Consider the following 14,588-nt stretch of genomic DNA (forward strand, 5'->3'; position numbering starts at 1 on the left):
TTCGGCAGTGAACTGGAATTCCGCCGGTGTCCCGCTGGAGTTGCTATGCCGCCGTCGGGTTGTCGTACACAGTGACGCGGTAGGAAACGGCGGGCTCCGGGGTCGCGGTGTGCAGCGCCCGGTGCACCAGCGTGCGGTTGTCCCAGACCAGCATGTCTCCCTTCTCGAACGTCTGCAGGTGGATGTTCTCGTGCTCGTACGTGCGGTCGAGCTGGCCGGAGTGCGCGAGCAGCTCCTTCAGGAGGTCCGCGCGCTCGTTGCCCTGGGCGTCCTGCACGGAGAGCGTGAAGCCCTCGCTGATGTACAGGATGGTCTCGCCCGTGTGCGGGTGCGTGACCGCGGTCGCGTCCGTCACCGGCGGGGTCTTGGCGTTGACCTCGTCGATGATCTCCGAGATCGGCCGGTAGACGTCCGTCGGGCGGATCTTGAAGTACCGCAGCACGCTGTGGGTCGCGGTGGTGTCCTTGATGGCCTCCTTCAGCTCGGCGGGCAGCTTCTCGTAGGCGTCAGCCATGTTGATGAAGAACGTGCCGCGGTTCTTGGACGGCACGACCTGCGGGTAGATCAGCGTCAGGTCGAACGGGCGCGGCATGAACTGGTAGTCCGAGTGCCAGAACTTGCCGGTCTTCGGCACGCCGACCTGGCGACCGTCCTCCTCCTTCACGTTGGAGGAGACGAAGACCTCCTTCACCTCCGGGTGGTGGTAGACGGGCTCGTAGTACTCGGCCACCTCGCCCATCCGCTGGCCCAGCGCCAGGAACTGCTTGGGGTCGAGGTCCTGGTTCTTCAGGACCGCGATCTTGTTGGTGTAGACGGTCTTCTTCAGCTCCGCGATGTCCTCGTCGGAGGCCGTCTCCGCGTTGAAGCCCTCGACGACGACGCCGAACTTCTTGCCAACCTGTGGGGAAATTTTCATGAGGTTTCCTCTGGGATATCTCATTGGGGAGCGGTGACGTCCTGCACACGGACCACATGAGAACCGAACACCGTTGTCCATGAATTCTTCACAGTGGTCTCGTGTGAGTAGTCGGGTGGCGTAAGTGAGTGGTTCCCCCGATCCGGGGAAAATCGCAGATCCAAGGCAGAAATGAGAGCGGCGCAAGCCGTCGATTACCGCGCGATTACCGCTTTGTGCAAAAGCCCAGGAAGTGCCGTTGGCGGATTCGATCGGGGCGGTCGGGGGCTTGGTCGGCGGGCCGGGCGTGGGTGTCCTGAATGGCCCGGGCAAGACACCAGCCGTGTCCTGAACGGCGCGTTCAGGACGCCCAGCGACATGAACGCGCCGTTCAGGACACCACCGGAGCGGCACCCCGCGAACCCACGCCGGAACGAGCGGCGGCTCAGCCGGCCGCCCGGCGCTGGAGGTCGCGCATCAGCTGCGAGTGGCACGCGTGCACGACAGCGGCGGTCCCATCCGGATCGTCGCGCATGACGAGGTGGCCCGCGTCCACGATGGCCGTGTGCCGCGCGTGCGGCACCAGCCGCGCGGCGCGCCGGGCGTCGCAGGGCGGCACCACCCGGTCCTGCCTGGCCCACACCAGGTTCACCGGCGTGGCGGCCAACCGCTCCGCGCCAACGAACGTGTAGCGGCACGCGAAGCGCGTCAACGCGACGAGATCGCTGCCGACGAGTGAGTTCACGTCAGCGGCCACGACCGCCGCCTCGATGGCCGACGGCCTGGCCGACAGCCCGGACATGATCACGCGGTGGAAGGCGCGGCTGTCCAGCAACCGCTGCCGCACGACGGGCCCCGCGGCGCGGACCACGCCCATCAGCGCCCGCATCTTCGTCGCGCACATGGCCGTGCGGGTGTGGAACCCGAGTGCGCAGAACCCCGTCACGGCGGCGACCGGCACCCGGCACGCCAGTTCGAGCGCGACGGACGCGCCCAGCGAGTGACCCACCACGTGCGGCCGGTGCAGACCGAGCTCGGTGATCCGCGCCGCGACGTGTTCTGCGAGCAGCGGGACCGCGTTGCGGTCGTACGCCACCTCCGGCAGGTCGATCGCGACCGTCCGCGCGAAGCCCGGTATCCGGACGATCACGTCGTCCCAGCTCGTCCGGTCCAGCCCGGCCGCGTGCAGCAGCAACAGCGTCGGGTTGCCGTCCGATTCCAGCACCGAGAACCCCCTGAGGTCGAACACGTGCGTGGGTGGTGTGACCGGCCCCGGCCACACCACCCACGTAGGGCTTGCCGATCAGGACGCCGTGACCATGGCCCTCTTCTCCACAGTGGACGGACGCGCCGGTTCGCCCGGCAGCGAAGCGCCCGACTTGGGGGTGAACGTCCGCAGCCGCAGGCTGTTGGACACCACGAACACCGAGCTGCCCGCCATGATCAACCCCGCGAGCATCGGGTTCAGCAACCCGCCTGCGGCCAGCGGGATCGCCGCGACGTTGTACGCGAACGCCCAGAACAGGTTGGACTTGATCGTGCCGAGCGTGCGCCGGGACAGCCGGATCGCGTCCGCGACCACCCGCAGGTCGCCCCGGACGAGCGTCAGGTCCGCCGCCTCGATGGCGACGTCGGTGCCGGTGCCCATCGCGAGCCCGAGGTCGGCCTGCGCGAGCGCGGCCGCGTCGTTGACGCCGTCACCGACCATGGCCACCACGCGGCCCTCGCCCTGCAGCCGCTTGATCTCCGCGACCTTGCCCGCGGGCAGCACCTCGGCGATCACCTCGGTGATCCCGACCTCCGCCGCGACCGCCTTGGCCACGGCCTCGTTGTCGCCGGTCAGCAGCACCGGGGTGAGCCCGAGCGCGCGCAGCTGCCGGATGGCGTCCGCGCTGGTCGGCTTGACCGTGTCGGACACGACCAGCAGCCCGCGCACCACGCCGTCCCAGCCGACGACGACCGGCGTCCTGCCCTCGGCCGCGGCCTCGTCCCGCGCCGCCACCAGCTCGGCGGGCAGGTCACCGGCCAGCGCGGCCCGGCCGACCACCACCTGGCGCCCGTCGACCACGCCACGCACGCCGAGCCCGGCCTCGTTGGCGAAGCCGTCGACCGCCGGGAGCTCACCCACCCGCTCCCGCGCGCCCGCCGCGATGGCCCGGGCGATCGGGTGCTCGGAGGCGTGCTCCAGCGCACCGGCCAGCCGCACCAGGTCGTCGGCGTCGACGCCGTCCGCGGGCACGACGTCGACGAGCGACATCTCGCCGGTGGTGACCGTGCCGGTCTTGTCCAGCACCACGGTGTCGACGCGGCGCGTGTTCTCCAGCACCTCGGGCCCCTTGATCAGGATGCCCAGCTGGGCGCCCCGGCCGGTGCCGACCAGCAGCGCCGTCGGCGTGGCCAGGCCCAGCGCGCACGGGCAGGCGATGATCAGCACGGCCACCGCCGCGGTGAACGCCGCCGTGGCGGGCTGACCGGAACCGAACCAGTAGCCGAGCGTCGCCAGCGCGAGCCCGATGACGCCGGGCACGAAGACCGCGGACACCTGGTCGGCGAGCCGCTGGACCTTGGCCTTGCCGGTCTGCGCGTCCTCCACCAGCTTCGCCATCTGCGCGAGCTGGGTGTCCGCGCCGACCTTCGTGGCACGCACGACGAGCCTGCCGCCGACGTTGACCGTGGCGCCGACGACCTCGTCGCCGGCCCCGACCTCGACGGGCACGGACTCGCCGGTGAGCATGCTCGCGTCGACCGCGGACGAGCCCTCCTCGACCACGCCGTCGGTCGCGACCTTCTCCCCCGGCCGCACGACGAACCGGTCCCCGACGGCCAGCTCACCGATCGGGACGGTCGTCTCGACGCCGCCGCGCAGGATCGTGACGTCCTTGGCGCCCAACGACAGCAGTGCCCGCAGTGCGGCGCCGGACCGGCGCTTGGCGCGTGCCTCGAAGTACCGCCCGCACAGGATGAACAGCGTCACCCCGGCGGCCACCTCGAGGTACATGTTGGCCTCGCCCGCGGTCCGCTCGATCGTGATGCGGAACGGGTGTTTCATGCCGGGCATGCCGGCCTCGCCGAGGAACAATGTCCACAGCGACCACGCGAACGCCGACAACGTGCCGACGGAGATCAGCGTGTCCATGGTCGCCGCGGCGTGGCGCAGGTTCGCGAACGCCGCCTTGTGGAACGGGAACGCGCCCCACACGACCACCGGCCCGCACAGCGCGAGGCAGGCCCACTGCCAGTAGTTGAACTGGAAGACCGGGAACATCGACATGGCGATGACCGGGACGGTCAGCACCGCGACGATCAGCACCCGGTTGCGCGCCGCCCGCAGCGCGGCGTCCTGTTCATCCTCTTCGGACACCGACACCGGCGCGGCCTCGGCGTCCCGGCGCGGCGGCGCGGGCACGGTCGCGGTGTAGCCGAGTTCCTCGACGACCGCGACCACGTCGGCGATCCGCACCGACGGCGTGTGCGTGATCCTGGCCTTCTCGGTGGCGTAGTTGACCGTCGCGGTCACGCCGTCGAGCTCGTTGAGCCGCTCCTCGATCCGCGCCGCGCACGACGCGCAGGTCATGCCGCCGATGACCAGCTCGGCCTGCCCCTGGTTGACCGGCTTCGGCCTGGTCACGGGCTTGGCGGTGTAGCCGATCTCCTCGATGGCGGCGACGACGTCGGCGAGCGGCACCGTGTGCGTCACCTTCGCCTTCTCGGTGGCGTAGTTGACCGTCGCGGTGACGCCGTCGAGCTCGTTGAGGTGGTTCTCGATGCGCGCCGCGCAGGACGCGCAGGTCATTCCACCGATGACCAGCTCAGCCTCCGTGGCCATGCGTCGCCCCTCCCGTGCTGCCGCCGGTCGCGCCGCTGCTCTCGCCGCCCGGCGCCGCGCTGTTGCCGCCCGCCAGGTTCTTGGCCTTGGCCTGCTCGAACACCTCGGGCGTCAGGCCGTGCGGCGGCGGGTTGGGGCCCTCGACGTTGACGGTGAACTCCGCGGTGCGGACCTTGCCCTGGTGCTGGAAGTCCAGGAAGAGGCGGTAGTTCCCGTACGACGGCGCGGTGGCGAAGAACTGGATCTCCGGCCCCGGGGCGGTCTTCCCGTCGCCGGGGTGGCCGTCCGGGTGGACGTGGATGTAGGCCATGTCGTCCTCGCGCAGCATCACCAGGTGGCCGAAGGCGGCGAGGTAGGGCTCCAGGTCGGTGACCGGCTTGCCGTTCTTCGAGACGTGCATGGTGAGCTTGGCTTCCTCGCCAGCCACCAGCTTGCCGCTGAGCGTCACGGTGTACCCGTCGACGGTCGCGGTGTTCGACGGCGCGGGCAGCGGCGTGGGCTTGAAGTTCCCGGCCACCTCGATGTCGGCGCCGAGCGTCGTGCCGTGGATGCCCCAGCCGGGGAAGAAGTCGGCGAAGATCCGGTAGGTGCCGGCCTCGGGGAACGTCACCGGGATGCGCCAGGTGCCGTCCGCGCCCAGGTTCGGGTGGATGTGCTGGAAGTTGGACAGGTCGCTCCGGGCGATGATCAGGTGCATCAGCTTGTCGTGCTGCGCCTTGTACTGCAGCAAGGGCTTGCCTTCGCGCTCCTGCACCTGGAACGCGAGCATCTGCTGCTCGCCCGCCTTCCAGTTCTCGTTGAACACCTTCAACGTCATGCTTTCCTCGGAGACCATCAGCCCGCCGGGGCCGTGCTCCTCCTCTGCCGGGGCCGCGGCGGCGGCGGGCGCGGCGGCCGCCTCGGTGGGCGGCGGCCCGACAACGCGACCCACCACGTAGGCGCTCGCGAACACCAGTATCAGGGCGACCACGAAAGCCCCGAGCTTGGTCAGCGTCTTCATCAGAACCGTCCTAAATGGACACACAGATGGGCAACTGACCGGACCATACGCGGGGGAGGTATACGAGGTCCACGCGCGAAGACCGCGGTCAAGCGCGATGAGAGGGTGGGGAGAGCGGCCTCCACCGGTGAGTTACCGAACACTGCGCGCACACGCACCGGGCGGTTACCATCGGCGACATGGCGCAGGTACGCAGGTCTCCCCGGCCGAAGCACGCACGGGTGTCCCGTGTGGAGCGGCTCACACCCCACATGACGAGGGTCGTGCTGGGCGACCTGGAGGATTTCGACGCGGGCGAGTTCACCGACCACTACGTGAAGCTGCTGTTCCCGCCGCCCGGGGTGACGTATCCGGAGCCGTTCGACATGCAGCGGATCCGGGAGGAACTGCCGAGGGACCAGTGGCCCAGGATCAGGACGTACACCGTGCGCCGCTGGGACGCGGCGACCCGCGAGCTGGCGATCGACGTCGTCCACCACGGCGACGAGGGCATCGCAGGCCCGTGGGCGGCAAGCGTCGGCCCGGGCGACGAGGTCCGGTTCATGGGCCCGGGCGGCGGCTACGCCCCGTCGGCCGAGGCGGACTGGCACCTGCTGGCAGGCGACGAGAGCGCCCTGCCTGCCATCGCGGCGTCACTGGAACGCCTGCCCGCCGGCGCGCGGGCGTACGCGTTCATCGAGGTGGCGGGCCCGGACGAGGAGCAGGAACTGGAGTCGCGGGCGTCGGTGACGTGGCTGCACCGCGGCGCGAGCCCGGTCGGCGCGGCACTGGTGAAGGCGGTGACCGAGTTCGAGTTCCCGCCGGGCCGGGTGCAGGCGTTCGTCCACGGCGAGGCGACGTTCGTCAAGGAACTCCGGCGGCTGCTGCTCGTGGAGCGCGGCGTCCCCCGCGACCAGGTGTCGATCTCCGGCTACTGGCGCACCGGCCACGACGAAGACCGCTGGCAGGCGACGAAGAAGGAGTGGAACCGGCAGGTGGAGGAGGAGCAGGGCTGACGCCCTCGGTGCCGGGAACGCACTGAAGGACCCCTTCTTCAACGCGGAAGCCACCCTGTTGGGAAAGCGACAAGGCCCACCCGGTGGCAAGGGCGGCGAAGCCGCCCTGCGGCGAAGGCGCCCTGCGGCGAAGGCGCCGAAGCCCACCCGAGCGAGGGGCGGCGATGCCGTCCGGCGCCGAAGGCGCCAAGACCTACCCGACGGCAAGCGCGGCGAAACCGCCCCGCGCCGAAGGCGCCAAGACCCGCCCGGCGGCAAGGGTGCCAAAAGCCCACCCGAGCGAAGGGCAGCGAAACCGCCCGGCGCCGAAGGGCGCCAAAGCCCATCCGGGTGGAGGGCGGCGAAGCCGTCCGGCGCCGAAGGCGCCAACACCCGGCCGAGCGAGAGGGGCGGCGAAACCGCCCGGCACCGAGGGTGCCAAAGCCCACCCGGGCGGAGGGCGGCGAAGCTGCCCGGCGCCGAAGGCGCCAACACGCACCCGAGCAAGAGGGGCGGCGAAGCCGCCCGGCGCCGAAAGGCGCCAACACCCATCCCGTGGAGAAGCCGAACCTGCGGGATACCCCGGAAGAGGTTCGGTGGTGGTGGCGGGCAATGGGGCGGGCAGGCGCCAGCCTGCCCGTCAGGGCCTGGCTTAGGGTGACGGAGGCTCGCGGGTCAAGGGTTGCGCAGCAATCCGGCGAAGCCGGACGCCGAAGGCGCCCTTGACGCGTGAGTGCGCCACCCGCACAATCCGCCGCCACCACCGAACACCACGGAACGGCAAACCCCGGAACGCAAACCCCGGGACCTGCCCAAGCCGCACCGCACACGCACCCCGAACCACAGCAGCGCAAACGCCAACCCCAACCACAGGCCAGCAAGATCAACCCCGGCCTCCGGCCCCCCAAACTCCAGCGTACCGAGCACCACCGACAACGAGGACCAACACAGCCCGAGTTATCCACACCCCACGGCCTCCGGCCCCCGACATCCAGCGTACCGAGCACCACCGACAAAACCGGAACGGTCATCCACAGGTCACGCTCATGCACAACGCCACCAAAGCGCAAACCAGCGTCCCTACCCTCCGGGAAAGAACACGAGCACGAGGAGGGCAACCGTGCGTGAACGGATCGTGTGGTGCGTGTCAGTCCTGATCTGCCTGGCCGCACTCGTCACCAACCCAGCCACCCGGGAGTTCGCCCTCTGGAACACGGCGATCCAGGCCGCGATCTTCATCCCGTCGGCGTGCATCCCGGCATGGCGCACGAACCGTATGTCCTACGTGGACTTCGCGTGGCCTGCCGGCATCCTGGCCCTCGGCATCCAGGCGTTCGTCTTCGCGGCGGAGCTGACCGCGCTCACGATCACCGCGGCGGCCATGTTCACGATCGTCGGGGCGCGGCTCATGTACTGGGGCTTCCTCGTCGTCAAACCCGGCTGGCTGAAGGAAGAGTTCCCCCGCTACCAGTACCAGCGCCTGGTCTGGGAGAAGGCTGGCCTGCGCAGCGAACGCCTCTCCCTCCAGTACGAGATCAGCGTCCAGGCCACCGCGAACATGTCCTACTTCGCGCTCCCCTCGATCGTCATCGCCACCAACCCGCGTGGTGGGCTGAACGCGGTCGAGATCGCGGCGATCGTCGTCTGGCTCGCGGCGTTCGTGTACGAGAGCGTCGCCGATGTCCAAAAGGGACGGTTCCTCGGCGGGTACGGCACCGACAACCGCGACGTGTGTGACGTCGGGCTCTGGCGGTACAGCAGGCACCCCAACTACTTCGGTCAGTGGGTCCAGTGGTGTGCCGCGGTCCTGCTCGCCGTCCCCTCGGTCATCGCGCTCTGGGACCGGTCCCCGCTGTTCTCCTGGATCGTCACCGCGTTCGGGTTGCTGTTCCTCGTCAAGGCGATCTACACCGTGATGGTGTACTACTCCGGCGCCGTCCCCGCCGAGCACTACAGCGCGCTCAAGCGGCCCGGCTACCGGCAGTACCAGGCCGAGGTGAACCGCTTCTTCCCCGGACCGCGCAAGACCTCAGATCTCCTGCAGGAAGAAGCGGCTGTTCTCCCGCATGGAGGCGACCATCGGTGACGGCGCCTTCGCGGGCGAACCGGAGTCGTAGGGCGGGCGCGGGTCATATTCCAGTCCGAGCTGGATGGCCTGCGCCGCCATGTTCCCGGCCACCCGGTCGACGAGCGTGAGCGCCATGTCGATGCCGGCGGACACCCCGGCGGCGGTCACGTACTTGCCGTCGAAGACCACCCGCTCCGCCACCGGCTCCACGCCGAACCCGGGCAGCTGGTCCTGCGCCAGCCAGTGGGTCGTCGCCTTGCGGCCCTTCAGCAACCCGGCGGCGGCCAGCACGAGGGACCCCGTGCACACCGACGTGGTCCACGTGCTGGTCTTGTCGATCTCCCGCAACCACGACAGCACCACGTCGTCGGTCATCAGGTCCACCTGCCCCGGCCCACCCGGCACCAGCACGACATCGGTCTCCCGCACGTCCTCCAGCGCCGCGTCCGCGATCAGGCCGAGCGTGCCCTGGCCGGCCCGCACCTCGCCCTTCTCCTTGCCCGCGAACACCACCTCGGCGTTCTCGGAATACCGCAGCACCTCGTACGGGCCGATGGCGTCCAGCGCCGCCATCCGGTCGAAGAGCAGGATCGTGATCCGCATACGGGCCTCTCCACTGATCGTCGTGACGCGCCACGAATCACAGTAGTCGGCGCACCGGCTGGGACAAGGCGCCAAACCAGGGATTCGGCTCCGCGCCGGGAGGATCGTCGGCGCGCCGGTGCCGCACGGCGGTGATCCCGGCGGCACGCGCGGCGGCGAGGTCGGCACGGGTGCTGCCGACGAACACGCACGCCCCGGCGTCCGCACGCGCGCGGAGGAACGCCCCCACCGCGTCGTCACCAGGACCGTTGCGTGCCACGACATGCCGCACGTGCCCGTCGAGCCCGTGCACGACGAGGAACGAGCGGACCGCCTCCGCGCTCAACCCGCTCACGACGGTCACCCGGGTGCCCGCCGCGGTCAGCGCGGCGAACGCCTCGGCCACCCCGTCGGCGCGGCGCGCTTGGCCGACCATCTCGTACTCCACCCGGCACAACTGCGCGTACACCGCACGGGCGGTGGCCGGACCGATCGTCGCCGCGTGGGCGAGCACGGCGAACGGGTCGCCGGTCCGCGCCACCCGCCTCGGCAGCGGCGCCTCCGCCACCAGCACCCGCAGCCGGTCGGCGACCGGCACCGGCGGCAGCTCGGCGACCGGCCCGTCGAACGCGACGACCACGTCGTCGGTGCCTGCCAGCAGTTCCTCGACTCGCATGGTGCCCCCAGGTTTTCCATCAAGCGTAGGCGAATCCCCACCGCGCTGGGAGGATCGCGGCATGAGCCACGTCGCCCCCCCGGCGGCAGGCTGTTCGTGGACGTCCGCGGCGAGCCGGCCGCGCCGCCCGCCGGGTCACCGCGGCGGTGTTCGAGCACCCCTGCTGGGACTTCACCGAGACGAGTCGGCCCACTTCGTCCGGTTGGCACAGGCCGAGGAGTACGCCGACCTGGTCAGCCGCGTGGCGGCCGCGCGCGGGTAGTCTCCGGCGGACCTGATCGGAAGGGGTGGTGGCATGTCGTTGCGGCACGGGTTGCTCGGGCTCCTCGCCGAGGGACCGGCGAGCGGCTACGACCTGGCACGCCGTTTCGAGGAGTTGCCCGGCGCGATCTGGCCCGCCAAGCACCCGCAGATCTACGGCGAGCTGATCCGCCTGGCGGGCGACGGTTACATCGCGGCGGAGGCGGAGGGGCCGCGGCGCCGCAAGGAGTACCGGATCACCGACGCGGGCCGCGCGGAGCTGCACCGCTGGCTGGTCACGGAGCCCGTCGACCACTCCGTGCGCCTGGAACCCCTGCTGCGGTCGCTGTTCTACTGGCAGATGTCACCGGAGGAGCTGGCCGACCACCTCGACCGCGAGGCCGCCCACTGGCGGGAGACCGCCCGCGTGTACCGGGGCCACGCGGAGGCCGCCGACGGGGACGACGACCCGAGGGCACGCGCGACGCGGGTCGCCGCCGAAGCGGGTGTCCGGCTGTACGAGGCGCTGGCCGGCTGGGCGGAGTGGGCCAAGCGGGCCCGCTGATCACCGCACGTGGATCACCGCGTGCGCGCCGTTCGACCGCCACCGCTCCCCCGACGCGTCGAGCCGGGCGACCACGTCGGCGGGGATACCGACCGCGACGTCGCACTTCATCGTGCGCAGCGCCGCGACCCGCCCCGGGAAGTACGCGGTGACCTCGGCGAACGGCGTCGTCGGCGGCCACCGGCGGTCCCCGACGAGACGGCGGTAGTTCAGGTCGCCCTTCATGATCGTGACGGTCGCCGACGCGAAGTCGGCCGCCAGGTCGTCCGGCATGCGGTGGTAGGACCACGGCGCGCACGAGAACGGGTGCGCCCGCACGTCGAGCCGACCGTCCCGCATGGCGGCCACGAGCCGGTGCCCGGCGTCCGCGACCGGGCTGTCCGCGAGCCTGCGCAGCGCGGCGACCACGTCCGACAGCAGCGCGTCGGACACGTAGTACGGGTACGGCTTGACGTGCAGCACGACGGCCGAGGCGCGGCCGGTGGCGAGGAGGCGGTCGGCGAGCAGCAGGTCCGGCACCAGCTCGCGCGCCGAGTTGTCGGCCACGATCACGACCGGGCCGCCGTCGAGCAGGGACCACAGCAGCGGGCTCTCGTCGACCAGCAGCGCCCCGGCCCCGTCCGCCTGCCCGGACGACAGCCGGAACCCGAGGTCCGCGCGGTTGCCCCACAACGAGGCGGTCAGCAACGCCGAGTCGACGGTGGAGTCGTCGGTGGAGTCGTCGGTGTGCTCCGCGAACGCGGCCAGGTCGTCGGCCAGCTCCGGACCGCGCAGCTCGGCGGACTTCACCGGCTCGAACGGGTCGACCCCCTGCCACGGCCCCGGCGCGAAGTACCCGACGGCGTCGAGGAGCTTGCGGTAGAAGCAGCTCTCCGCCCAGAGGAACGGCACGTCGTCCCACGAGCGGCCCGCGTACTCCGGCCAGCCGGGCAACGGGCGGATCACGCCGGTGATCTCGTCGGCCAGCTCGTCGAGCGCGCGGCCGGTCGCCGGCGGGTACGGCAGCCCGTCCCGGACCTGCGCGATCAGCTTGGGGTGGCGTTCGTGCAGCACCCCCCACGCGAAGGAGCCGGGCGGGTTGCCGGTGATCTCGGGGCTGGTCACAACATCCTCCGCACATGGTCGGGGTACGCGTCTTCATCGGCAGGTCCCGGTCGACGAGCACCCGCCGCCGTCCACGCCGACGACATTACGATCACCGGGTGCGTGCCGTCGTCTACTCCGCCTACGGGGAGCCCCCCGTGGTGACCACCGTGCCCGAGCCGGTCGCGCCCGACGGCGGGGTCGTCGTCGAGGTGCGGGCGACCGGGGTGTGCCGCTCGGACTGGCACGCGTGGCGCGGGCACGACCCCGTGCCGCTGCCGAACACGCCCGGCCACGAGTTCGCCGGTGTGGTCGCGGCGGTCGGCGCCGGGGTCGGCCGGTGGCGGCCCGGCGACCGGGTGACGGTGCCGTTCGTGTGCGGGTGCGGGGTGTGCGAGTACTGCCGCGCGGGCGACGCGCAGGTGTGTCCACACCAGACACAGCCGGGGTTCACCGGGCCCGGCTCGTTCGCCGAGCGGGTGGTGGTGCACGCCGCGGACACGAACCTGGTGGCGCTGCCCGGCTCCGTGGACTTCGTGACCGCCGCGTCGCTGGGCTGCCGGTTCGCCACCGCCTACCGCGCGCTCACCGCGCACGGCCGCCTCGCGAAGGGCGACTGGCTCGCCGTCCACGGCTGCGGCGGGCTCGGGTTGTCCGCCGTGCAGATCGGGGTGGCGCTGGGCGCGTCGGTGATCGCCGTCGACGTCGCGCCATCGGCACTCGCGCTGGCACGCGACCTCGGCGCGGTCCACGTCGTCGACGCGACCGCCGACCCGGACCCGGCGGCGACGATCCGCGACCGCACGGGCGGCGGCGCGACCGTGTCGGTCGACGCGCTCGGCTCGCGGGCCACCGCGGCCGCGTCGGTGCGGAGCCTGCGGCGGCGCGGCAGGCACGTGCAGGCCGGGCTGCTGCTGGACGGGCCGACGCCGCTGCCCATGGACGTGGTCGTCGCGCAGGAGCTGGCGATCCACGGCACGCACGGCATGGCCGCCGCCGACTACCCGCCCATGCTGGCGCTCGTCGCCGACGGGACGCTGCGGCCCGGCAGGCTGGTCAGCACGGTGATCGGCCTCGACGACGCGCCTGCCGCGCTCACCGCGATGGACCGGCCGCCCGCCGGGCCGGGCATGACGGTCATCGCGCTCTGACGGTCTCCGGCGCCCCGAACCAGGTGCCGGCCGCCTCGGCGAGGCCGTCGCCACCCGCCCACGCCACCACCCCGTCCGGCCGGACGAGCAGCCCGGGCAGCTCCGGCTCGTCCGGGCAGCTCGCGGGCACGACCCGCACCCCGGCGGGCGCCTCGGGCAGGCCGCCGAGGTCGAACAGCACGCCGGTGCCGTCGTGGAGGTGGTCGGCGAGCCGGGTGCCGTCCGCGAACGCGAGATCCGGCGCGCTCGCCCCGACCCACGGGTGGTCGCCGGGCAGGTCGTAGCGCTGCCACACCCCGGAGATCTTCTTCGCGAAGTACGTCGTGCCGGTGACCGTGCCGACGAGATCGCCGACCACGGCCCGGATCGCGCGGGCGTACGGGTCGGGCCGCATGATCGCGATCTGCGCGCGGGTCCACCCCAGCACCCAGGCACCGATCGGGTGACGCTCGGCCGTGTACGTGTTCAGCAGGCGCTCCGGCACGCGGCCCCGCACGACGGCGGCCAGCTTCCAGCCCAGGTTGACCGCGTCGCCGATGCCGAGGTTGAGGCCCTGCCCGCCGAACGGGGAGTGCACGTGCGCGGCGTCGCCCGCGAGCAGCACGCGCCCGAGCCGGTACGTGGTGGCCTGCCGGGCGTTGTCGGTGAACCTGGTCGCGGACTCGACGCCGGTGACCGTGACATCCACGCCGGACACCACGCGGATGCTCGCCGTCAGCTCCGCCGCCGTGACCGGCGCGTCCCGGTCGGCGGGCGGGCCGTCGAACTCGACGGTGAGGATCCGGCCCGGCTGCGGGCCGTACGCGTAGACGCCCGTCTCCGTCATGTGCCAGCCGCGGACGAGGTCCTCGGCACCCGTCATCGTGACGATCGCCTGGTGCCCGGTGATCTCCGGGCCGGTGCCGGGGAACGCGAACCCGGCCAGCTTGCGGACCGTGCTGCGGCCGCCGTCGCAGCCGACGAGCCAGCCCGCGCGCAGGCGTTCCGTGCCCGCGTGCACGGTGACGCCGCTGTCGTCGGCGTCGAATCCGGTGACCTCGACCCCGCGACGAAGCACAACCCCCAGCTCGGCGGCCCGCGCGGCCAGCACGGCCTCGACCTGTTGCTGTGACACGAAACCGATGTCGCCGGCCGGGCCCTTGCCCGCGAAGTCGGGGTCGGCGGTGTCGAACAGGTCCGCCGACAGCCACAGCGCGCCGAAGTGCCCGGCGAACTTCGGCGGCGGCTTGGCGGGGCCGCGGTCCTTCATGAACGCGCGGAAGGCGGCCATCGCCTCCTCCTGCGCCGCGGCGAACGCGGGCAGCAGGCCCCGGCGGTAGAACGCCTCGGCGGTCGGCACGTTGACCGAGCCCGCCTTGATCGTCAGGTCGGGTTCGGTGCGCCGCTCCAGCACGGCCACCGAAACCCCGTGCAGCCGCAGCTCGCAGGCGAGCATCAGCCCGGCCGGCCCACCGCCGGCGATGATCACGTCGTGGTCCATGCGAAAAACTATACTCGACTCAAAATTTAGCCGAGTACACTGTCCGAT

13 protein-coding genes are annotated in these 14,588 nt (G+C 71.7%); 5 read left to right on the forward strand and 8 right to left on the reverse strand.

Annotation, left to right across the window (positions count from 1 at the left end):
* Positions 1–43: 43 nt before the first annotated feature.
* From scoE to ACYQ77_RS18355, 4 genes are all read right to left on the reverse strand, one after another.
* Positions 44–916, reverse strand: coding sequence for a (3R)-3-[(carboxymethyl)amino]fatty acid oxygenase/decarboxylase (gene scoE, locus ACYQ77_RS18340; protein ID WP_459712832.1), 873 nt, complete (start codon positions 914–916; stop codon positions 44–46).
* 424 nt (positions 917–1,340) lie between these two features.
* The gene (locus tag ACYQ77_RS18345; RefSeq protein WP_459712834.1) at positions 1,341–2,144 is read right to left on the reverse strand and encodes an alpha/beta fold hydrolase; all 804 of its coding nucleotides are present in this window, start codon (positions 2,142–2,144) and stop codon (positions 1,341–1,343) included.
* A 54-nt stretch (positions 2,145–2,198) separates the two neighbouring features.
* Positions 2,199–4,721 (reverse strand): heavy metal translocating P-type ATPase, encoded by a 2,523-nt coding sequence (locus tag ACYQ77_RS18350; protein ID WP_459712836.1) that lies wholly within the window; start codon positions 4,719–4,721, stop codon positions 2,199–2,201.
* Positions 4,705–5,721: a hypothetical protein gene (locus ACYQ77_RS18355; RefSeq protein WP_459712837.1), complete on the reverse strand. Its 1,017-nt coding sequence runs from the start codon at positions 5,719–5,721 to the stop codon at positions 4,705–4,707. Before ACYQ77_RS18355 ends, ACYQ77_RS18350 begins: the two co-directional genes overlap by 17 nt.
* Positions 5,722–5,900: 179 nt before the next feature.
* Here ACYQ77_RS18355 and ACYQ77_RS18360 point away from each other — a divergent pair, with 179 nt between their 5' ends.
* The gene (locus ACYQ77_RS18360; protein ID WP_459712839.1) at positions 5,901–6,716 is read left to right on the forward strand and encodes a siderophore-interacting protein; all 816 of its coding nucleotides are present in this window, start codon (positions 5,901–5,903) and stop codon (positions 6,714–6,716) included.
* 1,099 nt (positions 6,717–7,815) lie between these two features.
* A complete protein-coding gene (locus tag ACYQ77_RS18365) occupies positions 7,816–8,781 on the forward strand; it encodes a DUF1295 domain-containing protein (protein ID WP_459712841.1) in 966 nt (321 codons plus the stop codon).
* On the opposite strand, the gene ACYQ77_RS18370 is transcribed toward ACYQ77_RS18365, so the two are convergent.
* Together ACYQ77_RS18370 and ACYQ77_RS18375 are read right to left on the reverse strand one after the other, a co-directional pair.
* Positions 8,725–9,366 (reverse strand): DJ-1/PfpI family protein, encoded by a 642-nt coding sequence (locus ACYQ77_RS18370; RefSeq protein WP_459712844.1) that lies wholly within the window; start codon positions 9,364–9,366, stop codon positions 8,725–8,727. The genes ACYQ77_RS18365 and ACYQ77_RS18370 overlap by 57 nt on opposite strands.
* Positions 9,367–9,403: 37 nt before the next feature.
* Positions 9,404–10,021, reverse strand: a complete 618-nt coding sequence (locus ACYQ77_RS18375; RefSeq protein ID WP_459712846.1) for an HAD family hydrolase — start codon at positions 10,019–10,021, stop codon at positions 9,404–9,406.
* Positions 10,022–10,082: 61 nt separating this feature from the next.
* Between ACYQ77_RS18375 and ACYQ77_RS18380 the strand changes: the two genes are divergently transcribed.
* A complete protein-coding gene (locus ACYQ77_RS18380) occupies positions 10,083–10,283 on the forward strand; it encodes a hypothetical protein (protein WP_459712847.1) in 201 nt (66 codons plus the stop codon).
* Between the two features lie 33 nt (positions 10,284–10,316).
* Positions 10,317–10,826, forward strand: a complete 510-nt coding sequence (locus ACYQ77_RS18385) for a PadR family transcriptional regulator (RefSeq protein WP_459712849.1) — start codon at positions 10,317–10,319, stop codon at positions 10,824–10,826.
* On the opposite strand, the gene ACYQ77_RS18390 is transcribed toward ACYQ77_RS18385, so the two are convergent.
* On the reverse strand, positions 10,827–11,930 hold the full coding sequence (locus ACYQ77_RS18390) for a damage-control phosphatase ARMT1 family protein (protein ID WP_459712851.1): 1,104 nt from the start codon (positions 11,928–11,930) through the stop codon (positions 10,827–10,829).
* A 98-nt stretch (positions 11,931–12,028) separates the two neighbouring features.
* On the opposite strand from ACYQ77_RS18390, the gene ACYQ77_RS18395 reads away from it, so the two are divergent.
* Positions 12,029–13,060, forward strand: coding sequence for a zinc-dependent alcohol dehydrogenase family protein (locus ACYQ77_RS18395; RefSeq protein ID WP_459712854.1), 1,032 nt, complete (start codon positions 12,029–12,031; stop codon positions 13,058–13,060).
* Here the strand turns inward: ACYQ77_RS18395 and ACYQ77_RS18400 are convergent.
* Positions 13,047–14,540, reverse strand: coding sequence for an FAD-dependent monooxygenase (locus tag ACYQ77_RS18400; protein ID WP_459712856.1), 1,494 nt, complete (start codon positions 14,538–14,540; stop codon positions 13,047–13,049). The two genes, ACYQ77_RS18395 and ACYQ77_RS18400, sit on opposite strands and share 14 nt — an antisense overlap.
* Positions 14,541–14,588 lie beyond the last annotated feature (48 nt).

It is taken from the genome of Actinophytocola sp. KF-1, from assembly GCF_054661535.1.

Coding starts and splice junctions, on each gene's coding strand:
- scoE (WP_459712832.1), bottom strand. CDS start 916: ATGAAAATTTCCCCACAGGTTGGCAAGAAGTTCGGCGTCGTCGTCGAG.
- ACYQ77_RS18350 (WP_459712836.1), bottom strand. CDS start 4,721: ATGGCCACGGAGGCTGAGCTGGTCATCGGTGGAATGACCTGCGCGTCC.
- ACYQ77_RS18355 (WP_459712837.1), bottom strand. CDS start 5,721: ATGAAGACGCTGACCAAGCTCGGGGCTTTCGTGGTCGCCCTGATACTG.
- ACYQ77_RS18360 (WP_459712839.1), top strand. CDS start 5,901: ATGGCGCAGGTACGCAGGTCTCCCCGGCCGAAGCACGCACGGGTGTCC.
- ACYQ77_RS18370 (WP_459712844.1), bottom strand. CDS start 9,366: ATGCGGATCACGATCCTGCTCTTCGACCGGATGGCGGCGCTGGACGCC.
- ACYQ77_RS18375 (WP_459712846.1), bottom strand. CDS start 10,021: ATGCGAGTCGAGGAACTGCTGGCAGGCACCGACGACGTGGTCGTCGCG.
- ACYQ77_RS18380 (WP_459712847.1), top strand. CDS start 10,083: ATGAGCCACGTCGCCCCCCCGGCGGCAGGCTGTTCGTGGACGTCCGCG.
- ACYQ77_RS18385 (WP_459712849.1), top strand. CDS start 10,317: ATGTCGTTGCGGCACGGGTTGCTCGGGCTCCTCGCCGAGGGACCGGCG.
- ACYQ77_RS18400 (WP_459712856.1), bottom strand. CDS start 14,540: ATGGACCACGACGTGATCATCGCCGGCGGTGGGCCGGCCGGGCTGATG.